Annotated in this window: 18 protein-coding genes and 1 tRNA gene; 8 read left to right on the forward strand and 11 right to left on the reverse strand. The window is 71.2% G+C overall.

Going from position 1 to position 21,812, the window contains the following annotated elements; translation table 11 throughout:
- Window positions 1-92: 92 nt before the first annotated feature.
- The 5 genes from ACQ860_RS06625 to ACQ860_RS06645 all read left to right on the forward strand — a co-directional run bounded on the left by ACQ860_RS06625 (window position 93) and on the right by ACQ860_RS06645 (window position 4,521).
- On the forward strand, window positions 93-1,403 hold the full coding sequence (locus ACQ860_RS06625; protein ID WP_431302623.1) for an NAD(P)/FAD-dependent oxidoreductase: 1,311 nt from the start codon (window positions 93-95) through the stop codon (window positions 1,401-1,403).
- Between the two features lie 95 nt (window positions 1,404-1,498).
- A complete protein-coding gene (locus ACQ860_RS06630) occupies window positions 1,499-2,479 on the forward strand; it encodes a tripartite tricarboxylate transporter substrate binding protein (protein ID WP_431302624.1) in 981 nt (326 codons plus the stop codon).
- On the forward strand, window positions 2,476-2,904 hold the full coding sequence (locus ACQ860_RS06635) for a tripartite tricarboxylate transporter TctB family protein (protein ID WP_431302625.1): 429 nt from the start codon (window positions 2,476-2,478) through the stop codon (window positions 2,902-2,904). Before ACQ860_RS06630 ends, ACQ860_RS06635 begins: the two co-directional genes overlap by 4 nt.
- The gene (locus ACQ860_RS06640) at window positions 2,901-4,385 is read left to right on the forward strand and encodes a tripartite tricarboxylate transporter permease (RefSeq protein WP_431302626.1); all 1,485 of its coding nucleotides are present in this window, start codon (window positions 2,901-2,903) and stop codon (window positions 4,383-4,385) included. Before ACQ860_RS06635 ends, ACQ860_RS06640 begins: the two co-directional genes overlap by 4 nt.
- A 49-nt stretch (window positions 4,386-4,434) precedes the next feature.
- A tRNA-Leu gene (locus ACQ860_RS06645) sits at window positions 4,435-4,521 on the forward strand.
- Window positions 4,522-4,653: 132 nt separating this feature from the next.
- Here ACQ860_RS06645 and ACQ860_RS06650 read toward each other — a convergent pair.
- The 4 genes from ACQ860_RS06650 to hpnA all read right to left on the reverse strand — a co-directional run bounded on the left by ACQ860_RS06650 (window position 4,654) and on the right by hpnA (window position 10,146).
- Window positions 4,654-5,829: an NAD(P)/FAD-dependent oxidoreductase gene (locus ACQ860_RS06650; protein ID WP_431302627.1), complete on the reverse strand. Its 1,176-nt coding sequence runs from the start codon at window positions 5,827-5,829 to the stop codon at window positions 4,654-4,656.
- Window positions 5,830-5,898: 69 nt separating this feature from the next.
- Window positions 5,899-7,914, reverse strand: coding sequence for a squalene--hopene cyclase (gene shc / locus ACQ860_RS06655; RefSeq protein WP_431302628.1), 2,016 nt, complete (start codon window positions 7,912-7,914; stop codon window positions 5,899-5,901).
- A 115-nt stretch (window positions 7,915-8,029) separates the two neighbouring features.
- Window positions 8,030-9,151: a glycosyltransferase gene (locus ACQ860_RS06660; protein WP_431302629.1), complete on the reverse strand. Its 1,122-nt coding sequence runs from the start codon at window positions 9,149-9,151 to the stop codon at window positions 8,030-8,032.
- Window positions 9,148-10,146, reverse strand: a complete 999-nt coding sequence (gene hpnA, locus ACQ860_RS06665; protein WP_431302630.1) for a hopanoid-associated sugar epimerase — start codon at window positions 10,144-10,146, stop codon at window positions 9,148-9,150. Before hpnA ends, ACQ860_RS06660 begins: the two co-directional genes overlap by 4 nt.
- Window positions 10,147-10,239: 93 nt before the next feature.
- Between hpnA and ACQ860_RS06670 the strand changes: the two genes are divergently transcribed.
- Together ACQ860_RS06670 and ACQ860_RS06675 are read left to right on the forward strand one after the other, a co-directional pair.
- Entirely contained in the window at window positions 10,240-10,842 is a 603-nt protein-coding gene (locus tag ACQ860_RS06670; RefSeq protein ID WP_431302631.1) for an ABC transporter substrate-binding protein, read from the forward strand.
- Window positions 10,839-12,188, forward strand: a complete 1,350-nt coding sequence (locus ACQ860_RS06675) for a cytosine deaminase (RefSeq protein ID WP_431302632.1) — start codon at window positions 10,839-10,841, stop codon at window positions 12,186-12,188. The genes ACQ860_RS06670 and ACQ860_RS06675 overlap by 4 nt, the downstream gene beginning before the upstream one ends.
- Here ACQ860_RS06675 and ACQ860_RS06680 read toward each other — a convergent pair.
- Together ACQ860_RS06680 and ACQ860_RS06685 are read right to left on the reverse strand one after the other, a co-directional pair.
- Window positions 12,169-13,578, reverse strand: coding sequence for an amidase family protein (locus ACQ860_RS06680; protein WP_431302633.1), 1,410 nt, complete (start codon window positions 13,576-13,578; stop codon window positions 12,169-12,171). The genes ACQ860_RS06675 and ACQ860_RS06680 overlap by 20 nt on opposite strands.
- Entirely contained in the window at window positions 13,562-14,281 is a 720-nt protein-coding gene (locus tag ACQ860_RS06685; protein ID WP_431302634.1) for a pyridoxamine 5'-phosphate oxidase family protein, read from the reverse strand. Before ACQ860_RS06685 ends, ACQ860_RS06680 begins: the two co-directional genes overlap by 17 nt.
- A gap of 113 nt (window positions 14,282-14,394) precedes the next feature.
- Between ACQ860_RS06685 and ACQ860_RS06690 the strand changes: the two genes are divergently transcribed.
- Window positions 14,395-15,903: a PLP-dependent aminotransferase family protein gene (locus ACQ860_RS06690; RefSeq protein WP_431302635.1), complete on the forward strand. Its 1,509-nt coding sequence runs from the start codon at window positions 14,395-14,397 to the stop codon at window positions 15,901-15,903.
- Here ACQ860_RS06690 and ACQ860_RS06695 read toward each other — a convergent pair.
- The 5 genes from ACQ860_RS06695 to ACQ860_RS06715 form a co-directional block, all read right to left on the reverse strand.
- On the reverse strand, window positions 15,827-16,588 hold the full coding sequence (locus tag ACQ860_RS06695) for an SDR family NAD(P)-dependent oxidoreductase (protein WP_431302636.1): 762 nt from the start codon (window positions 16,586-16,588) through the stop codon (window positions 15,827-15,829). The two genes, ACQ860_RS06690 and ACQ860_RS06695, sit on opposite strands and share 77 nt — an antisense overlap.
- Window positions 16,585-17,565: a 3-hydroxyacyl-CoA dehydrogenase family protein gene (locus ACQ860_RS06700; RefSeq protein ID WP_431302637.1), complete on the reverse strand. Its 981-nt coding sequence runs from the start codon at window positions 17,563-17,565 to the stop codon at window positions 16,585-16,587. The genes ACQ860_RS06695 and ACQ860_RS06700 overlap by 4 nt, the downstream gene beginning before the upstream one ends.
- Before the next feature lie 130 nt (window positions 17,566-17,695).
- A complete protein-coding gene (locus ACQ860_RS06705) occupies window positions 17,696-18,163 on the reverse strand; it encodes a MaoC family dehydratase (RefSeq protein WP_431302638.1) in 468 nt (155 codons plus the stop codon).
- Window positions 18,160-19,782, reverse strand: coding sequence for a hydantoinase B/oxoprolinase family protein (locus ACQ860_RS06710; protein ID WP_431302639.1), 1,623 nt, complete (start codon window positions 19,780-19,782; stop codon window positions 18,160-18,162). Before ACQ860_RS06710 ends, ACQ860_RS06705 begins: the two co-directional genes overlap by 4 nt.
- Window positions 19,782-21,812 carry a hydantoinase/oxoprolinase family protein gene (locus ACQ860_RS06715; RefSeq protein ID WP_431302640.1) on the reverse strand — a complete coding sequence of 677 codons (2,031 nt, stop codon included), beginning with the start codon at window positions 21,810-21,812 and terminating at the stop codon, window positions 19,782-19,784. Before ACQ860_RS06715 ends, ACQ860_RS06710 begins: the two co-directional genes overlap by 1 nt.

Genomic DNA, 21,812 nt, shown 5'->3' on the forward strand with positions numbered 1-21,812 from the left:
CCACGCGGCGGGCCTTTCAAGGGGTCGCGGCGCCGTGCCACCCTCCGATTGCAGCAAGGAGGATCATCCATGCCGAAGCCTTGGGCAGCGCCATGAGCGACCGCATCTTCGCCCCCGGATTCCAGGCGAAACCCTATTGGTGGGAGGCGGCCGAGCCGCCGAGCCGCGACAATGCGCTGCCGGAACGCTGCCGTGTCGCCATCGTGGGCGGCGGCTATACCGGGCTCTCCGCCGCGCTCACGCTGCGGCGCCTGGGCCATGAGGTGACGGTGCTGGATGCCGAGCGCATCGGCTGGGGCGCCTCCTCGCGCAATGGCGGCATGGTCTCGGGCGGGCTGAAGGTGGCGCGCGGGCCGCTCACCCAGAATTTCGGCGAGGAGCGCGCGGCCGAGATCGCGCGCGCCTGCGGGGCGAGCTTCCCCTTCATCGAGGAGCTCATCGCGCGCGAGCAGCTGGATTGCGACTATGTCCGCAGCGGCCGCTTCGTCGGCGCCTATACGCCCAAGCATCTGGCCACGCTGGCCGGCAACCGAGCGCGGATCGAGGAGATCAGCGGCGATGTGGCGCGCATGATCGGCAAGGAGGGCGTGCGGGAATTCGTGGCGACGGACCACTATTACGGCGGCATGCATGCGGCCGGCACGGGCAGCCTGCACCCGGGCAAGTATGCCCGCGCGCTGGCGGCGGCGGCCGAGCGGCTGGGCGCCCATCTGGTGGACCAGGTGCGCGTGACCGAGACGGTGAAGGAAGGCGCCGGCTTCCGCCTCGTCACCACGCGGGGCGAGATGCGGGCGGATGCCGTGCTGATGGCGACCAACGGCTATAGCCGCGGCGGGCCCATGCCCTGGCTGACCAAGCGCCTCATGCCCATCGGCAGCTACATCATCGCGACCGAGGAACTGGGCGAGGAGCGGATCAGCCGGATCTTCCCGGGGCGCCACATGATCAGCGACACCAAGCGCGTGCTGAACTACTACCGCCCCTCACCGGACGGGAAGCGCATCCTCTGGGGCGGGCGCGCGAGCTTCGGCCCCAGCACGCCCGAGGAGGCCGCGCCCACGCTGCATGCGATGATGGTCGAGGTTCTGCCGGAACTGAAGGACGTCCGCATCACCCATGCCTGGACCGGCAATGTCGCCTTCACCTTCGACTACCTGCCCCATCTGGGCGTGGAGGATGGCGTGCATTACGCGGCCGGCTGCCAGGGCAGCGGCGTCGCGATGGCAAGCTGGATGGGCCACAACGCCGCGCTGAAGATCGCGGGCGCCGCCAATGAGGGCTTCGCGCTGGACAGCCTGCATTTCCCGACGCGCGCCTTCTATGACGGCAATCCGGACTGGTTCCTGCCGCTGGTCGGCGGCTGGTATCGCCTGCGGGACCGGGTGGACCGGGTGCTGGCGTGACGCTTGCACCCCCCGGCTGAATCCCGCAGGAGAACATCGAAAATCACGCATGGCCGCGCGTCATCCCGTTGCGCGGCCGCACCGGGGAGGTCCTCATGCAACGCCGCGCGCTTCTCGCCGCCTCCGCCCTGCTGCCCATGGCAGCGCAGGCGCAAGGCTTCACGCCCCAGAACCCCGAATGCATCGCGCCCGCGGCACCCGGCGGCGGCTTCGACCTGACCTGCCGGCTGACCACGCGCATGCTGAACGAGACGGGCATCGTGGCGCAGCCCATCCGCACGCAGAACATGCCCGGCGGCATCGGCGCCGTCGCGATCAACCACATCAACGCGCAGCGCCGCGCGGATGCGAATGTGATCGTGGCCGTCTCCACCGGCTCCTGGGTGAACATGGCGCAGGGGCGCTTCGGCCGCTTCGGCGAGAATGACGTGCGCTGGATCGGCGCCATCGGCGCGGATTACGGCGTGATCGCGGTGCGGAAGGACAGCCGCTTCAACACCCTGGCCGACCTGATGGCGGCCCTGCGCGCCGACCCGGCCAGCGTGCCGATGGGCGCCGGCGGCGCCGTGGGCAGCCAGGACTGGCACAAGGCGGCGCTGGTGGCGCGCGCCGCGGGCGCCGACCCCCGCCGGATGCGCTACGTGCCCTTCGAGGGCGGCGGGCAATCCATGGCGGCGCTGCTGGGCGGGCATATCCAGGTGTTTCCGGGCGATGCCTCCGAGGTGCGCGGGCAGTTCGAGGCGGGCGAGATCCGGCTGCTGGCGGTGCTCTCCGCGCAGCGCCTGACCGGCGCTCTGGCCCAGGTGCCGACGGCGCGCGAGCAGGGCGTGGAGGTGGATTGGCCCATCGTGCGCGGCTTCTACGGCCCGCCGCAGATGCCCGATGCCGCCTACAATTTCTGGGTGGATGCCATCCGCCGCCTGCAGGCCAATCCGGCCTGGCCCGAGGCGCGCGCCGCCCAGGGGCTCTTCGAGTTCAACCTCGTGGGCGCCGAATATGCCGAGCTCGCCAAGCGCCGCACCGCCGAGTTCCGGCAGCTGGCGCGCGAGGTCGGGCTGGTGACGCAGACGCAATGACGGCCGGGCGCGCGCTCGGGCTGGCCCTGATGGTCCTGGCCGCGCTGGCCATCTGGTCGGCGCAGTCGCTCGAGGTGCCCTTCGCGGCCGATCCGCTCGGGCCGCGCGCCTTTCCCTCCACCGTGGCCCTGCTGATGGGGCTCTGCGGCGCGCTGCTGCTGGTGCCGCGCGGGCCGGCCTTCGAGGTGCCGGAACGCAAGGCGGCGCCGCCGCTGCTGGTGCTGGTCATGGCGGGCTATGCGCTGCTGCTGGTGCCGCTCGGTTTCCTGGCGGCGACCGCCCTGCTCGCCATCGGCGTGGCGCTGCTGTTCGGCGCGCGCCCGCTCGCCGCCATCGGCACGGGGCTCATCACCAGCGCGGTGCTCTGGGCCCTGTTCGACCGGGTGCTGGATCTGCCGCTGCCGAAGGGATTGCTCGGCGCATGATGGAGACCTTCGCCGCGCTGGGCGGCGGCTTCGCGGTCGCGCTCCAGCCCACCAACCTGTTTCTGGCACTTATCGGCTGCATCATCGGGACCGCCATCGGCGTGCTGCCGGGCATCGGGCCGCTGAATGCCATCGCCCTGCTGCTGCCCTTCTGCCTGGCGCTGAAGCTGCCGCCGGAATCGGCGCTGATCCTGCTCGCCGCCGTCTATTACGGCTCGGGCTATGGCGGGCGCATCACGGCCATCCTGCTCAACATGCCGGGCGAGCCCTCGGCGGTGCTGACGACGCTGGATGGGCATCCGCTCGCCAAGCAGGGGCGCGGGGGGGCGGCGCTGGCCATCTCGGGCATCGGCAGCTTCGTGGGTGCGACCATCAGCGTGGTGCTGATGACCTTCCTTTCGGTACCGCTGGCGCGCGTGGCCGTCGCCTTCTCGCCGGCCGACTACGTGGCGCTGATCGCCTTCGCGCTTTCGCTGCTGGGGGCGGTGGGTGGTGGCTCCGCGCCCAAGGCCTGGGCGGCGGGGTGCCTGGGCATCCTGCTTGCCATGGTCGGCATCGATTCCGGCACGGGTGTGGAGCGCTACACCGCGGGCTCGATGGAATTGCTGGGGGGGTTGGATTTCACCGTGCTCGCCATCGGGCTTTTCGCGATCGGCGAGATCCTGCTGCTGATCGAGACGCGGATCCGGGCCGAGGCGGCGAAGCTTGGGCACGGCCAGCGGCTGACCTTTGGCGAGACCCTGTTCTGCCTGCCGGCGATGTTCCGCGCGACCAGCATCGGCTTCGTCATCGGCGTGCTGCCCGGCGCGGGCGCCTCCGTCGCCAGCGCGCTTTCCTACACGGCCGAGAAGCGGCTGAACGAGACGAATGGCAAATTCGGCCAGGGCGACATGCGCGGCGTGGCGGCACCCGAGACGGCGGACAATGCCGCGCAGATCGGCAACCTGGTGCCCATGCTCTCGCTCGGCATCCCGGGCTCGGGCACGACCGCCGTGCTGCTGGGCGCGCTGCTGATGTACAACATCACGCCCGGGCCGCTGCTGTTCGAGCAAAAGCCGGACGTGGCCTGGGGGCTGATCGCTTCCATGTATATCGGCAATTGCATGCTGCTGCTGCTGAACCTGCCGCTGGTCGGCATCTTCGCGCGGCTGCTGACGGTGCCGGCCTGGGTGCTCTATCCGGGCGTGCTCGCCCTGAGCTTCGCCGGCGTCTATGCGGCGAGCAATTCCGCCTTCGACCTGCTGCTGGCCATCGGTTTCGGCATCATGGGCTGGGCCTTCCGCAAGCTCGACGTGCCGCTGGTGCCGATCATCCTGGGCTTCGTGCTGGGGCGCATGCTGGAGGATAATCTGCGCCGCGCCATGTCGCTCTCGGATGGGGATGTGATGGCGCTGGCGGGTTCGCCCGTCTCGATCGTGCTTTGGGCGATGACGCTGGGGGCGCTGCTCTGGCCACTGCTGGCGCGGCGGCGCGCGGCCTGACCCTGGGGGTGTTGAAGCGCGCCCTTCCGGCGTGTAGGACTGGCGACACGCGGGCGTGGTGGAACTGGTAGACGCGCCGGACTCAAAATCCGGTTCTGGTGACAGAGTGTCGGTTCGATTCCGACCGCCCGCACCACTTTTCCCGCGCGATGCCGCCCACCAACCCATCGCGCGGTGCGGCTGCGCCGCACCACTTCGCTTCGCGCGATGCCGCCCACCAACCCATCGCGCGGTGCGGCTGCGCCGCACCACCTTCATTTCAGCTTTGCTAAGCGGCCTCCCCAGCCGCCCAGCCGCTCGCCCAGGCCCATTGGAAGTTGTAGCCGCCGAGCCAGCCGGTCACGTCCACCGCCTCGCCCACAACGAAGAGGCCGGGCACGGATTTCGCCATCATGGTCTGCTGCGACAGCGCCGCCGTGTCCACGCCGCCCAGCGTGACCTCGGCCTTGGCGTAGCCCTCGGTCGTCGCGGGGATCAGGCGCCAGGATTTCAGCAGGTTGGCGAGGCCGATCAGCGCGCGGTCCTGCAAATCCGCCATGCGCGGGCCGGGCAGGTGCCGCTCGGCCAGCGCCTGGGCCAGGCGCGCGGGCAGCAGGTCCCCCAGCGCGGTGCGCGGCTCCGCCTTGGGGCGGGCGCGCTTGGCCGCCAGCAGCAGCGAAACCGCATCCTGGCCGGGCAGCAGGTCGAGCATGATGGGCTCGCCCGGGTGCCAGTAGGAGCTGATCTGCAGGATGGCGGGGCCGGAGAGGCCGCGATGGGTGAAGAGCATCGCCTCCGGGAATTTGGCCGCACCCGCCCGCGCCAGGATGGGCAGGGAGACGCCGGCCAGCGGCTGCATCAGCGCCAGTTCCTCGCCGCCGAAGGCGAAGGGGACGAGGCCGGGGCGGCGCTCCACCAGGCCCAGGCCGAAGCGCTTGGCCACGTCATAGGCGAAGCCCGTCGCGCCCATCTTGGGGATGGAAAGGCCGCCGGTGGCGAGCACGAGCGAGGGCGCGGTGAAGCTGCCGCGATCGGTGGCGACGGTGAAGTCCGTGCCACGGGTGATGTCGGTGACGCGGGTTTCGAGTCGGAGTTCCACGCCCACGGCCTCGGCTTCGGCCAGCAGCATGGCCACCACCTGGCGGGCCGAGCCGTCGCAGAAGAGCTGGCCGAGGGTCTTCTCGTGCCAGGCGATGCGGTGCTTTTCGATCAGCGCCAGGAAGTCGCGCGCCGTGTAGCGCGAGAGCGCCGAGCGGGCGAAGGCGGGGTTGGCGGAGAGGAAGCGTTCCGGCCGGATGTCGCGGTTGGTGAAGTTGCAGCGCCCGCCGCCGGAGATGAGGATCTTCTTGCCCGGCGCCTCGGCGTGATCGAGCAGGAGCACGCGGCGGCCGCGCTGCCCCGCGCGGATGGCGGCCATCAGCCCCGCCGCACCCGCACCGATGATCACGACGTCGAAGGCGTTCATGGCTTCCTGATCGGAGATGCAAGAACCTGAGGTTCTTGCCGGGGTGGAGGGGCAGAGCCCCTCCGTTCTTCAAAGCCCGTAGCTGACGCGCCGCGTATTCGACGCCCGCAGGTTCCGCAGCCGCGCCAGCGCCCAGAGCGGGAAGATGCGCCGGTAGCCGTGGTAGCGCAGGTAGAAGACGCGCGGGAAGCCGGTGCCCGTATAGTCCTCCTCCGGCCAGTCGCCGTCTTCCTTCTGGCGTTGCATGAGCCAGGCGGCGCCGCGGCTCACCGCCTCGTGCCCCGCCTCGCCGCAGGCCATGAGGGCCAGCATGCCCCAGGCCGTCTGGCTCGCCGAGGAAGGCGCGGGCTGGCGCGGATCGGGGCGCGTGCCGCCGCGGGCGGGGTAGCTCATGCCATCCTCGCCCCAGCCGCCATCCTCGTTCTGGTTGGCGACGAGCCAGGCGACGGCGCGGCGCATCGCGTCGTGCTCGGGCGGCAGGCCCGCGGCGTTGAGCGCGGTCACGGCCGACCAGGTGCCATAGATGTAGTTGACACCCCAGCGGCCATACCAGGAGCCGTCGGCCTCCTGCTCGCGCAGCAGGTATTCGATGGCGGCCTTGGAGGCCGCCTCCTCGCCCCGGCCGAGCTGCGCCAGCATGGCGAGGCAGCGGCCCGAGACATCGGCGGTCGGCGGGTCGAGCAGCGCGCCGTGATCGGCGAAGGGGATGTGGTTCAGGTAGTGGAAGGTGTTGTCGGCGTCGAAGGCGCCCCAGCCGCCACCGCGCGACTGCATGCCGACGGTCCAGTCCGTGGCGCGCTGGATGGCGCCGTCCAGCGCCGTGTCGGTCGGGGCGGCGGCGCGATAGCGGTCCATGGCCAGCACCACCACGGCGGTGTCGTCCACGTCCGGGTAATGCGCGTTCTCATACTGGAAGGCCCAGCCGCCGGGCTGCAGGTTGGGCCGCTTCCAGGCCCAGTCACCGCGCACGTCGCGGATTTCCTTGGAGAGGAGCCAGTTCAGGCCGCGCCCCACCGCCGCGCGCTCGGCCTCGCCGCCCGCTTCCAGCAGGGCGTGGCTGACGAGTGCGGTGTCCCAGACGGGCGAGAGGCAGGGCTGGACATAGGTCTCGTCCGTGCCGGGGCGTTCTTCCACCAGCTTCTCGATGGCGGCCCAGGCGGTGACCATGCGCGCATCGTCCTGCGCCACGCCCAGGCAGTGATACATCAGCACGGCATTGGCCATGGCGGGGTAGATGGCGCCCAGCCCGTCCTCGCCGTTCAGCCGTTCGGTCACGAAGCGCTCGCAGGCCTCCTCGGCGCGCGCGCGGTGGTTGCGGGGGAAGAGCATGCGGGCGCGGTGCAGCGCGCCGTCCAGCGCCTTGAAGAGCGAGGCCCAGGGCTCGGCCTGGTGGGCGCCGCCGGGCCAGTCCTTCACCTGCTCGGGCGGCGTGCGGAACAGCTCGTCGATGGTGACGCCGCGCGGGTTCTGCGCCGCGGGCCGGCGGGCCATGACGACGGTCAGGGGCACGAGGACGGTGCGCGCCCAGTAGCTGATCTTGCTGACATGGAAGGGGAACCAGCGCGGCAGCAGCATGATCTCGGGCGGCATCATCGGCACGGCGCGCCAGGGCACCGCGCCGAACAGCGCGAGCGCGGCCCGGGTGAAGACATTGCTGCGCTCGGCCCCGCCAGCGGCGAGGATGGCCTCGCGGGCTTCCGCCATGTGCGGCGCATCCGGCGCGTCGCCGATCAGCCGGAGCGCCAGATAGGCCTTCACCGAGCAGGAGATGTCGAGCGGGCCGCCGTGAAACAGCGGCCAGCCGCCGCCCGTGTTCGCCCGCTGCTCGGCCTGGATGCGGCGGAGATAGCGGCCGATCCGCGCCTCCTTCTCCGGCTGAACATGGCCGAAGAAGTGATGCAGCATGAGGTATTCGGAGGGGATGGTCGCATCCGCCTCCAGCTCGAAGACCCAATGTCCGTCGGGGCGCTGGCGGGCGAGGAGGTGGCGCGCGGCGGCGGCGACGGCCCTGTCCAGCGGGTCGTTCGCCTGACCGTCATGCCCCGCATGCGGGTGCGGATGCGCCCCCGCTGTCAGGTTCGGCATGATGTTCAAGTGGCGATACCCCTTGCTCCCGCTCCGGAGTCGAATCTCTCGACCCCTCCGATAGGGCATTTGGGGCCCATGCCGGAAGGGTGCATTGGCGTGTGTTGCCCCGTCTTCATTCGCGCGACAAGGCCTCGCCCTTCCAGACCCCGCCCCGGCCCCGCCATTCGGCCCAGGCGGAATCGAGGGTGAAGAGGAGGTAGGTGGCGGCGATCAGCGGCAGGGCGATGGCGCGCTCTGGCGCCAGGTCATAACGGCGCAGCATGGGCGCGAAGGCCACCACCATGGCGCACCAGGCGGCGAGGCCGAGCCATCTCGCCACCCCCGTGGCAAAAAGCGCCAGCAGCGGCGGGGCGAGGAAGACGAGGCCCATGGCCAGCACCATGCCCAGCAGCAGGGCCGGGTTGTAGCCGAGCTGGGCATAGGCGGTGCGGGCCACCATGGCACGGATGGTGCCGAGCCCCTCATAGGCGCGGAGCGAGTGCACGCGCCCGGTGAGACCCAGCCAGATCGCGGAACCGCCCCGCTTCATCAGCCCGGCCAGCGCGCAATCATCAATGATCCGGCCGCGGATGGGGGCGAGGCCGCCGCGCGCCTCGAAGGGTTCGCGCCGCAGCAGCACGCAGCCGCCGGCCGCGGCGGCCGTGCGGGCCTGGGGGTCGTTGGACCAGCGGAAGGGGTAGAGCATCTGGAAGAAGAAGACGAAGGCCGGGATGGTCCAGCGCTCGGCCGCGCTCTCGCAACGCAGGCGGGCCATGAGGGAGACGAGGTCAAGCCCGCCCGCCTCGGCCCGCTGCACCAGGCGGCGCAGGCTGTCGGGCGCGTGGGTGATGTCGGCATCGGTGAAGAGCAGGAACTCGTGCCCCCGCCCCGCCACGGCCTGGAGGCCCTGCTGCAGCGCGTAGAGCTTGCCGGACCAGCCGGGGGCACGGCCCTGGCCGTCGAGCACCTCGGCGCCGGCGGCGCGCGCCAGGGCGCCGGTCGCGTCCCGGCTGCGATCATTCACGACGAGGATGGAGAAGCGGCCGGGATAATCCTGCATGACAAGGCTTCGCACCGTCGCGCCGATGGTTTCAGCCTCGTCGCGCGCGGGGATGATGACCTGCACCTCCGGCCAGCGCGCAGGCTCGGGCAGGCGGGGGGCGTCGCGATCATCCTCGCGGGCGCGCCAGAACATGCCCCGCCCGAAGAGGAGCACGGCCCAGGCGAGGCAGGCGGCGAGCGCCAGCCAGATCACTTCCGCAGCATCCCCGCCTGCTCGAACCATGCGATGGCGTCGCGCACGCCCTCCTGCCAGGGGCGGGCCGTAAAGCCCAGGACGCGGCGCGCCTTCTCGGCCGAGAAGAACATGTGGTGGCCGGCCATGCGCAGCCCGTCCAGCGTCAGCATGGGCTCCTTGCCGGTGAAGCGGGCCATGCTTTCCGCCATCCAGGCGAGCGGGAAGAGGGGGGCGCGCGGCAGGCGGATGGGCGGGCGATGGCCGCGCTCGGCCGCGATGAAGCGCAGCATCTCGGCCAGGCTCACATCCTGCCCGCCCAGGATGTGCCGCTCGCCCGGGGCGCCGTGGTCCAGCGCCGCCACCACGCCCGCCGCGCAGTCGGCGACATGGACGAGGTTCAGCCCGGTCTCGACATAGGCCGGCATGCGGCCCAGCGCCGCTTCCAGGATGACGCGGCCGGTCGGCGTGGGCCGCACGTCATAGGGGCCGATGGGGGTGGAGGGGTTCACGATGACGGCCGGCAGCTTCGCGCGCTCCACCATCGCCTCCACCACGCGTTCGGCCTCGGTCTTGCTGCGCTTGTAGGGGCCGATCGCCTCATCCGGCAGGGCGGCATCCTCCTCGGTCGCGGGGCTGCCGTCCGCCCGGGGGCGGAGCGTGGCGACCGAGGAGACATGGACGATGCGCGGCACGCCGGCCTCGAGCGCGGCCTGCATCACGGCCGCGGTGCCGATGACGTTGGTCTCGCGCATCTTCCCGGGGTCCGGCACGAAGATGCGGTAGTCGGCCGCCGCATGGATGACGCCGCCGACGCCGGCCATGGCGTAGATCAGGCTCTTCTGGTCCGTCACCGTGCCGAGCGCATAGGAGATGTCGAGCCCCTCCAGCCCCTTGCGCGGCGCCTGGGGCCGGACCAGGGCGCGCACCGCATGGCCCTGAGCCAGCAGCGCGCGGGCGAGGGAGGCGCCGAGGAAGCCCGTGGCGCCGGTCAGCAGGATGGTGGTGGGCGGCATGCGGCCTTGTGGCCGAGGCGCCGCCCGCGGTCCAGATGCGGCCCTGCGCCCTTGGCGATTCCGCCTGTGGCCATGAAGCGGTATAGGGCGCGCATGCTCGCCCGCCGAATCCTGCTGCTCTCCCCTCTCCTCCCCCTGGCCGCCCCGGTGGCCGCGCTGGCGCAATCCGCCGCGGCCGAGGTGGTGGAGCGCTTCCACGCCGCCCTGCTCGGCGTCATGCGGGACGCGCAGCGGCTGGGGGTGCGCGGGCGCTATGACCGCCTCGCCCCCGTCATGGCCCAGGCCTTCGACCTGGCGGCGATGACGCGCATCGCGGTCGGCCCGCCCTGGACCGGCTTCTCGCCCGCCGACCAGGCCGCGCTGACCGAGGCCTTCACCCGCTGGTCCATCGCGACCTATGCCGCGCGCTTCGACGGCTTCTCGGGCGAGAGCTTCACCACCACCGGCACGCAGGTGCAGCCCAATGGGGATGCGCTGGTGCGGACAACGCTGAACCGGACGGGCGGGCAGGAGCCGGTGCTGCTTTCTTACCTGTTGCGGGGCAATCCGCCGCGCATCGTGGACATCTACCTGACGGGGACGATCAGCGAGCTCGCCTCCCGCCGGGCCGAGTTCACGACGCTGATCCGCGAGGGGGGGGCCGAGCGCGTCACGCGCGAATTGCAGGCGCGGACCGCCCGGCTGCTGGGCGGGTGAGGCCCCTCGCGCCACGCATCACCGGCGCGGGCTTCTGGCTTCGCGATGCGCGCGCGCCCGCCTGCCTGATGGAGGCGCCGCCCGGGCCCGCGGATCGCGAGGGCCTGCTTCGCTTCGACCTGCGCGTGGAAGACGGGCGCATCATGGCCCTGGCCCCCTTGGGCAGCGCGCCGGAAGATGCACCGAGCCTGGAGGGCGGGCAGCTCTGGCCGGGCTTCGTGGACGCGCACACGCATCTGGACAAGGGCCAAATCTGGGCGCGCGCGCCGAACCCGACCGGCGATTTCGCCGGCGCGGTGAGTTCCGTCATGGCCGACCGCGCCGCGCATTGGGCCGAGGCCGAGATGGAAGCCCGCGCCGATTTCGCGCTCCGCGCCGCCTTCGCGCATGGCACCACCGCCATCCGCACGCATCTGGACAGCTATCTGCCGCTGGCGCGGATGAGCTGGCCGCTCTTTACCCGGCTGCGGGACGCCTGGGCCGGGCGGATCGCGCTGCAGCTCTGCTCCATCGCGCCGCTCGAGCGCTTCGACGGCGCGGAGGGCCAGGCACTGGCCGATATCGTGGCGGAATCGGGCGGCGTGCTGGGCATGGTCACCCGCCTCACGGGCGATTTCGCCACCCCCCTGCCCGCTGATTTCCTGCCGCGGCTCGACCGCTTCTTCGCGCTGGCCGAAGCGCGCGGGCTCGACCTCGACCTGCATGTGGATGAGAGCGGCGAGACCGGCGCGCGGGCGCTGCGCGAGATCGCGGCGACCGCGCTGCGACGGCGCTTCAAGGGCCGGATCCAGGTGGGACATTGCTGCGCGCTGACCCTGCAGCCCGAGGCGCATCAGCGCGAGACGCTGGCGCTGATGGCAGAGGCCCGCCTGCGCGTCGTGGTCCTGCCCATGTGCAACATGTACCTGCAGGACCGCGTGCCGTGCCGCACGCCGCGCTGGCGGGGCGTGACCCTGGTGCAGGAGATGCGGGCCGCGGGGATTCCCGTCTCGCTCGCCTCGGACAACACGCGGGACGGGTTTCATGCCTATGGCGACCTCGACATGATGGAGGTCTATCGGGAGGCGACGCGCATCCTGCATCTCGACCACCCCTTCGGCGCCTGGCCGCGCGCCGTGACGGCCGCGCCGGCGGAGGCGATGGGAATCGAGGCGGGCCGGCTCCGCGTGGGCGCGCCGGCCGATCTCGTGCTGTTCTCCGCGCGGCACATGACGGAGCTGCTGGCGCGCCCGCAGGCGGATCGGATCGTGCTGCGCGGCGGGCGCGTCAGCGACGCGACCCTGCCCGATTGGCGTGAGCTGGACCGCTGGGTCACGCCCGCCGGAGTCACGCCCGGGCGGGGATGATCTCGAAGGGGTGCGCGGCGAGGAAGGCGGCGCCCGCGCGCAGCACCAGCGAATCCGCCAGCCGCGGGCCGGCGAATTGCAGGCCGACGGGCAGCCCCTCGCGGCTCAGGCCGCAGGGCACGGAAATGGCCGGGCCGTGCGAGAGATCGAAGGGGTAGGAGAATTCGGCCCAGACCAGCCAGTCCCAGGGGTGCTGCGGCCAATGGGCGGGCATCTGGCGGCCCACCTCGAAGGCGGCGACGGAGGCGCTGGGTGTGACGAGCAGGTCGTAACCCGCTTCCTCGAACCAGGCGTTCACCTGCGCCGCATAGGCGATACGGCGGCCCTGGGCGGCATGGGCATCCATGAAGCCGTAATGGCGATAATCCTCGGTGCAGGCGACCAGGCCCGGGTCCATCTGCGCCGCTTCCTCCGGCGACCTGGCCAGGAAGGGGCGCATGCCGAAGCCCCACATGTCGCGCTCCAGCGCGGGGCCGGCCGGGCCCCAGGGGGGTGTGACCTGCTCGACCATGGCGCCCAGGCCTTCCAGCTTCCGGACCGCCTCGGCGACGGCGGCCGCCACGTCGGGGTCCACGCGGGCATGGCCGAGATCGGGGCTAAAGGCGATTCGCAGGCCATCCAGGCCGCCGGGCTCGATGCCGGGTGCGAAGCGGTCCGGCAGGGTGGTGTGGTCGAGCGGATGGGGGCCGGCGATGACGGAGAACATCAGCGCCGCATCCTCGACGCTGCGCGTGATGGGGCCGGCATGGGAGAGCGCGCCATTGTTCGGCACGGGCACATAGGGCACGCGGCCATAGCTGGGCTTGAAACCGACCACGCCGCAGAAATGCGCGGGGATGCGGATGGAGCCCGCGCCATCCGTGCCGAGATGCAGCGGGCCGCAGCCGGCACCGCACAGCGCGGCCGCGCCGGACGAGGAGCCGCCCGCGGTGCGCCCCTGCATCCACGGGTTGTGCGTGCTGCCGGTGAGCGGGCTGTCGCTCACCGCCGTCCAGCCTTGCTCGGTGCTGGTGGTCTTGCCCAGCAGGATGGCGCCCGCCGCGCGCATCCGCGCCGAGACGGGGGAATCCGCCGCGGCCGGCGTGGGGTCCGTGAGGCGCGAGCCACGCCGCGTGGGCAGGCCCGCGATGGATTGCACATCCTTGATCGTCGCCGGCACGCCGTGCAGCGGCCCGAGTTCCTCGCCCCGCATCACGGCGACCTCGGCCGCGCGTGCGGCGGCGCGGGCGCCTTCCTCATCCAGCGCGGCGAAGGCGTTGAGGCGCGGGTTCTGGCCCGCGATCCGCTCCAGCACCGCCTCGGTGATTTCCACGGGCGAGGCGCGCCTGTCCCGCACCAGCGCCGCGAGTTCGACCGCCGAGGCGGTGGCCAGATCAGTCGCTTGCCCCATAGGTCGTCCTGTAGCTCTCGGTCATGACCTCATCGAGCCTACGGCCCGGCGTGAAACCCGCAAGGCCCGGCGGGAAGGCCACACCCGGCAGCAGGCGCGGGCAGGGCTCGGCGGCGCCGATCACCTGCGTCACCGGGAAGCGCGCGGCGTAGATGGGGAGCGCATAATCCTCCTCCTCATCGCCCACGCCCTTGCTGCGGATCTTGCCCGAGGCGTTCTCGATCTCCATGCCGATCACCATCGTCGCCTTCAGCTCCTGCGTCGTGCTGGGGCGGAGCGTCGCGTTCCGGCCGGGGTAGAAGCGCTCGATCATCAGGTCGAGCGCGCGGGCCTTCTCGTCCAGATCCTCGATGATGTGCGCCTGGCCGAAGCACATGGCCGAGCGGTAGTCCACCGAATGGTTGAAGCCGCAACGCGCCAGCACCAGGCTGTCGAGATGCGTGACGGTGAGACAGACGGGCAGGCCCGGCTTCTGCACGCGCAGCATGCGGCTGGCGGAGGAGCCGTGCCAGTAGAGCTTGTCGCCCTCGCGCCAGAAGGCGGTCGGCGTGCAATAGGGCTGGCCGTCGATGATGTAGGCGATGTGGCAGAGCATCGCGGCGTCGAGGATGGCGTAGACGCTCTCGCGGTCATAGCGGCCGCGCTCGTGCAGGCGGCGGAGCTTGTTGCGCTCGGTGACGGGGAAGCTCGTGGTCTCGGTCATGGCGGGGCCCTTGGGTGGCTGTGTGATGCTCGCATGAGACCGGGCGGATTGGTCCGGCGCGAGGGCCAATTCGGGCTTGCAGGGCTGGTCCAATTCGCGCTCCCCTGCCCCGCATGCCCACGCCGCCTGACCTCGCCCAATTGCTGCTGCTGGGCCTCGACCGCCCGGGCAGCGTGCCGCTGCTGCGCCAGCTCTATCTGGAACTGCGGCGGGCGATCCTCTCGGGCGTGCTGCCGCCCGGCGCGCGGCTGCCGGCGACGCGCGCGCTGGCGCTGCAACTGGGTGTCGCGCGCAACACCGTCGTCGCGGCCTATGACCAGCTGCTGGCCGAGGGCTTCATCGAGGGGCGCACCGGGGCGGGCAGCTATGTCTCGCGCGATCTTCCCGAAGGCCTGGAGGCGCGGCCCCGGCCCGGCCCCGCGCCGCCGCCTTTGCCGGCGCCCATCCCGCACATGGCGCAGCCCGGCACCGCGCCCTTCAACACGGGCCGCACCGCCTGGGATGAGCGCACGGCCCGCATCTGGCGGCAGCTCACCGTGCGGCGCGTGCAGAGGCCCGACCCCGCCATGCTGGGCTATGGCGACCCGCAGGGGGCGCGCCCGCTGCGCGAGGCGATCGCCGCCTATCTCGGGGCCGCGCGCGCCGTGCGCTGCACGCCGGAACAGGTGGTGGTGACCTCCGGCGCGCAGCAGGCCATCGGGCTCGTGCTGCGCGTGCTGCTGACGCGGGGCGATGCCGCCTGGCTGGAGGACCCGGCCTATCCGGCCGTGCGCGCCGCATTGGCCGATGCGGGGGCGCGCATCATCCCGGTGCCGGTGGATGGGCAGGGGATGATGGTGGGCGCGGGTGTCAGCGCCGCGCCACGGGCGCGCCTCGCCTATGTCACGCCCTCCTCGCAATATCCGCTGGGCGTCACCCTCTCCATGGCGCGGCGGATGGAGCTGCTGGCCTGGGCGCGGGCGTCCGGCGCCTGGGTGATCGAGGACGACTACGACAGCGAATTCCGCTATGCCGGCCGCCCGCTGGCCTCGCTCCAGGGCGTGGATGAGGCGGGGCGGGTGATCTATATCGGCACCTTCAGCAAGGTGCTCTTTCCCGGGCTGCGCCTGGGCTATGCCGTGCTGCCGCCGGAGCTGCTGCAACCCGTCCTCGCCGCGCGGCTGCTGGCCGATTGGCACCCGGCCACCTTGCAGGAGGGCGTGGTGACGGATTTCCTGGCCGAGGGGCATTTCGCCCCGCATCTGCGCCGCATGCGCCAGCGCTACCGCGCGGCGCGCGACACGCTGGTGGAGGCGCTGCAGCGCGAATGCGGCGACGCGCTGGAGGTGGAGGCGCCGGACCAGGGGATGAAGCTGGTGGCGCGCCTTGCCCCAGGGCTGGACGATGTGGAACTCGCGGCCGCAGCCGCCGCGCGCGGCGTGATCGCGCGGGCGGTGAGTCCTATGTACCTCGCCGCCCCGCCCGTGCCCGGGCTGATGCTGGGCTTTTCCGGGCATGAGCCGGGCGCCTTGCGCTGGGCGGCGAAGACGCTCGGCGCTTGCCTCGCTACAGCGTCAAGCCGCCATCCACCACCACGGTCTGGCCCGTCACCATCGCGGCGCCAGCCAGCAGGAAGACCATGACCTCCGCCAGATCCTCCGGCTCGCAGCGGCGCTTGAGCACGGCGGCGTCAATGGAACTCGCGCGCTCCTCATTGCTCCATTCCACCGTCCAGCTCGAATTGACCGCACCTGGCGCGATGGCGTTCACCCGCACCTCCGGACCCAGCCCGCGCGCGAGATTCTTGGTCAGCGAGATCACGCCCGCCTTGGTCGCGCCATAGGCCATGGAGGAGCCGGGCGAATTGATGCCGGCGATGGAGGCGACCGAGACGATGGCGCCGCGCGTCTTCTTCAGATGCGGCGCCGCCGCCTTCGAGCAGCGGAAGACGCCGAGCAGATTCACCTCGATCACCGCCGCCCAGAGCTCCTCCGTCAGCCGCTCCAGTTCGGTCGGCTTGATCGTGGTGCGCGTGCCCGGCGTGCCGGCATTGTTCACGAGGTAGTCGAGCCGCCCGAGGTCGCGCGCCGCCTGATCCACCATGCGCGGCCCGTCCTCCGCGTCGCCCACATTGCCGGGGGCGGAGATGACGTCGAAGCCCTCGGCGGTCAGGGCCGCCACCTGCTCCATCCCGCGCGGGTCCTCGGCCAGGTGGTTGATCGCCACCTTGCAACCGTTCTTCGCCAGCATCCGCACGGTGGCGAGGCCGATGCCGGACGCGCCGCCCGTCACCAGCGCCGCCTTGCCCTTGAGGTCGTAGGTGATCATGCCTTGTTCGCCTTCACGTCGAAGCCCGCCATGTATCCGATCTTGCGCAGGCTCTGCTTGAGCTGGATGAGCTTGCGGTCACGCTCCTCGAAGAGTTCCGCCGGCGGGCGGCCTTCCCAGTCGTAATAGCCGCGGCCATCCATCACGCCGCCCATGCCCTTCGCCACCAGCGCGTCCATGCTGGCGCTGCCGCCCTTGTCCTCGGGCGGGGTGTACATCTTGTTGCGGAAGGCGTGCTGCAGCATGGGCAGGCCGGTGAAATCCGCCTTGGCCATGACGCCGATGATGTTGAGGCGCAGCCCGATGCCGTGCAGCACCGCCGCATCCACCTCCTGCGCCGTGGCGTAGCCCTCATCAATGAGCATCTGCACCTCGGCCTGCACCGCGGCCTGGATGCGGTTGGCGATGTAGCCGGGGATGAATTTGCGCATGACGATGGGGACCTTGCCCATCGCCTCCACCACCGCCTTCACCTCCTGCAGCACCGCCTCATCCGTCTCGGCATGCGGCACCAGGTCCACCAGGTCCACCAGATAGGGCGGCGTGTACCAATGGGCGATCAGCGCGCGCTTCAGGCGATGCGGCGGCATCAGCGGGAACACATCCAGGTAGCTGGTATTGCTGGCCCAGATCGCCTCGGCCGGCGCGCAGGCATCGAGGCGCGCATACATCTCGCGCTTGGCATCGGGGTTTTCCACGATCGCCTCGACGATCAGTTCCGCGCCCTCGACGCAGTCTTCCAGCGTGGCGTGGCGGGTGCAGGCCTGCGCCAATTGCGCGCTGCCCCAGCCTTTCGGCGCCTCGCCCACCTCCTCCAGTGTCGCGAGCGCCTTTTCCATCAGCACCTGGGCGCGGGCGAGCGTGGCCTCGCTCGCATCGGTGAGGCGCACCTGGTGGCCGCCCATGGCGAAGACGAGCGCGAGCGCGTGGCCCATGGTGCCGGCGCCGATGACGGCGACGCGGAGTTGCTTTGGCATTGTGTCCTCCCTCTGGACCTCGGGGGCGCTGCCCCCGAACCCCCGGCAGGAACCTTAGGTTCCTGCACCTCCCTTCGTGAAGGTCCAGGACACGAGTTTCCTGGTGGGGGAAGCCATAGCCCCTCTCGCCTCACCGCTTGCGGAGAAGGTACCGCTGGCGGCCATCCATCACGAGAACGCCGGATTGGTTATGAACGGTGGAGGTCAGGCCCAGCACGCCCGTGGTGCGGCCGGGCGTCAGCTCATCCACCGTCAGCGCCGCGTAGAGCGTGTCCCCCACATAGACCGGGTGCAGGAAGCGGCTGGACTGTTCGAGAAACCCCTTCAGGCTGTCCTCGATCAGGAAGGGCAGCATCCCCGCGCCCGCCGCCGTCTGGATCAGCACCTGGAAGCCATGCGCCAGCATGTGCGGCATGCCCCGCGCGCGGCAGAACTCCACGTCGTAATGCACCGGATGGTTGTCGCCACTCGCGGCCTGGAAGGCGAGGAAGATCGCCTCCGTCATGGTGCGGCTGGGCAGGCGGAACTGCTCGCCCAGGGTGAAATCCTCGAACCAGCGCTGCGGCGCCATGCGGTGTTCGCGCGGGTCGAAGCTCACAGATAGCCCATCCGCGCATCGCGCAGGGCCGCCTCCGGCGCGCGCTGGTCGGGCGGCCCGAAGCCGCCGCCGCCCGAGGTCTCGAGCCGCACCACATCGCCCTGTCGCAGGGGAAGGTTGTCGGTCTTGGGCGGGATGGGGCTTTCCACACCGTCGCGGCGCAGCACCAGGGCACCCTTGGCCGCGGGCCCACCGCCGGCCAGGCCATAGGGCGCGTGGTCGAAGCGGTCCATGTTGCTGGTGAAGAAGCAGGCCGGGCTGTCGATGCGCCATTCGCGGATGAGCCCGAGGCCGCCGCGGAAGCGCCCAGCGCCGCCACTGCCATGGCGCAACCCGTAGCGCATGATGGTGAGCGGCATCTGCGCCTCGATCATCTCGATCGGGATGTTGCTGTTGTTGTGCATCCCGCTCGCATAGGCGTTCACGCCATCCTTCGCCGGATGCCCGCCCGAGCCGCCGATCTCGATCTCCACCAGCACTTCGCGCGTCTGGGCGACGGTCTGGAAGGTGGTGACATAGCTGTTGCCGTAATAGGCGGCGGGGATGATGTCCGGCACCGCCTGGTGCAGGGCGCCCATCATGGCGTTGAGCAGCCGGTGCGTGACGGCGACGCGATGGGCGACCGGCGCCGGGTGGCGCGCATTCACCACCAGGCCCTCGGGGGCGATGACGCTGATCGGCCGGTAGCAGCCGGCACTCATGTGCAGCGAGGGGTCGGCGCAGCACATCAGCGAGAACATCACCGCCGCATTGGTGCTGGCGAGCGTCGCATTGGTCGGCCCCGCCACCTGCGGCCCGCAGCCGGAGAGGTCCACGCTCGCCGTGTCGCCCTTGATCGTCACCGCCACATGCAGCCGGATCGGCTGGCCCAGCGCGATGCCGTCATCATCGAGGAAATCCTCGAACTCATAGGTGCCGTCGGGCATGCGGGCGATGGCGGCGCGCATGCCGGCCTCGCTCATGGCGAGGATGCGTTGGCCCGCCTCCAGCATCGCATCCGCGCCATAGCGCCGCGCGAGGCGCAGAATGGCCGCCGCACCCACGTCGAGGCTCGCGAGCTGGGAAGAGAGGTCGCCCAGCAGCAGATCGGGCTTGCGGATGTTCTGGCGGATCATCGCCCAGACGCCGTCATTGCGCACGCCGCCCGCGATGATCTTCACCGGCGGGATGCGAAGCCCCTCCTGGAAGATCTCGGTGGCCTTGGCGGCGTAGCTGCCGGCGGCGAGGCCACCCACATCGATGTGGTGGCAGAGCGTGCCGACGAAGGCGATGCGCCGCCCCTCATGGAACACGGCCTTGAAGGCCAGGATGTCCGGCAAATGCTGGCCGCCGCAATAGGGGTCGTTGGTGATGACGACATCGCCCTCGCCCCAGGCGTCGCGCGGCACATGGTTGGCGAGAAGTTCGCGCAGCGCGTGGCTCATCGAGTTCAGATGGCCCGGGATGCGCGCGGATTGCGCGAGGTTCCAGCCCTCGGCGTCGAAGACGGCGGTGGAATAGTCCAAGAGCTCGCGCACGATGGTGCTGCGGCTGGTGCGCCAGACGGTGACATCCATCTCGGCCGCCGCGGCGTTCAGCGCGTTGCGGATGACCTCGATCTCGATGGGGCCCAGGGTCATCAGACTTTCCTCGCGATCACGGCGCCCTCTGGGTCGAGGCCGGCCCGCCAGCCCGGCGATATCACATGGGTGGCGAAGGCTTCCTCGACGATGGCGGGGCCCTCGATGACGTCCTCCCCATGCAGCGCCTCGCGCCGCCAGACGGGCCAAGTGGCGGCGCCTCCCTGCTGCCAGACCTGGCGCGTGCCTGGGGGCGTGCGTGTGGCGGGCGGCGTGGGGGCGGCCTCGGCCGGCTTGGGCAGGCGGCCGATGGCGGACATGCGGAGTGTGACGATCTCCACCTTCTCGTCCTCGGCCGCGTAGGAGAAGCGGGCGCGGTGCTCGGCATGGAAGCGGGTCAGCAGCGCGGGCAGGTCCGGTGCTTCCGGCCAGGGCACCAGCAGCTCGAAGGCCTGGCCGTGGTAGCGGAGATCGGCCGAGACCTCGATGGCCCGCATCTCCTCCGGCACGCCATCGGCATCGAGCCGCGCCAGCGCCTCGGTGCGCAGTTCAGCGATGGCGGCGGTGATGGCGGGGATCGCGGAAGGCTCCGCCGGCAGCAGGCGGGAACGCGCCAGATCCTGCACGAGGTCGGAGAAGAGGATACCATAGGCGGAGAGCGTCCCCGGCTCCCGCGGGAAGATCACCTCCGTCATGCCCAGCTCATCCGCCACTTCCGTCGCATGCAGGCCACCGGCGCCGCCGAAGGAGAGCAGCGCGAAATCGCGCGGGTCGAGCCCCTTCTCGAACAGGGAAAGCCGGACGGCGGCGGCGAGGTTCACATTGGTGACGCGCATCACGCCCTCGGCCGCTTCCTCGACGGGAAGGTTCAAGGGCTTGCCCACATGCTCGGCCATGGCGGCGCGGGCCGCATCCAGCTCCAGCGCCATCGCGCCACCCAGGAAGAAATCAGGGTCGAAGCGGCCGAGGACGGCGTTCGCGTCGGTCACGGTCGGCTGCGTGCCGCCGCGCCCGTAGCAGACCGGCCCCGGGCGCGCGCCGGCCGAGCGTGGCCCTGCGGTCAGGCGGCCCGAGGCATCCACGGCCGCGATCGAGCCGCCGCCCGCGCCGATGGTGCGCATCTCCACCATGGGCAGGCGCACCGGCAGCCGGTCCACCTCGCCCTGGGTGACGAGGCCGATGCGGTGATCCTGCACCACGCTCACATCGAAGCTGGTGCCGCCCATGTCCACCGCGACGAGGTTGGGCCGCGCGAGGCGGCGCGAGAGCCGCTCGGCGGCCAGCGCCCCGCCGGAGGGGCCGGAGAGCAGCAGGCGCGCCGGCTGTTCGGCGGCGCGCTTCAGGCTGCACATGCCGCCATTGGACTGCACGAGGAAGATGCGCGGCGCGAAGCCGCCCTCCCCCAGCCGCGCCTCCAGCCGCGCGAGGTAGCGCTGCACCACGGGCATGAGCAGCGCATTCAGCACGGTGGTGGAGAGGCGTTCGTATTCGCGGATCTCGGGGCTGATCTCGCTGGAAAGGCTGACCGGCACATCGGGCAGCGCCGCCTGCACCGCCGCGCGCAGCGCCTGTTCATGCGTGGGGTTCGCATAGGCGTGCAGCAGGCCGATGGCGATGGCCTCGGGCTGCAAGGCCTTCAGCCGCGCGATGACGGCGGAGACATCACCCAGCGGCATCTCCACGCTGCCATCGGCGCGCAGGCGCTCGGGCACGCCGAGGCGCATGTCGCGCTCGATCAGGCAGGGGAGCGGGTCGGGGGCGAGGCCGTACACATCGCGGCGAAAGTGCCGGGTGATTTCCAGCACGTCCTCGAAGCCCGCGGTCGTCAGCAGGACGCCGCGCGCGAGCTTGCGCTCGAGCACGGCATTGGTCGCGATGGTCGTGCCGTGCAGCAGCAGGCCGACATCGGAGAGCGCGAAGCCGAAGCGTTCCGCGGCCTCGCGCACGCCGGTCATCAGCCCCTCGGAGGGGTCGGCCGGCGTGGTGGGGGTTTTCCAGGCGACGACCCGGCCCTGCCGCGCATCGAGGATCTGCAGGTCGGTGAAGGTCCCGCCGATATCGACGGCGATGCGGACCGGGCGCGTCTCCAT

Source organism: Sediminicoccus sp. BL-A-41-H5 (assembly GCF_050632405.1).
Lineage (GTDB): Bacteria > Pseudomonadota > Alphaproteobacteria > Acetobacterales > Acetobacteraceae > Roseococcus.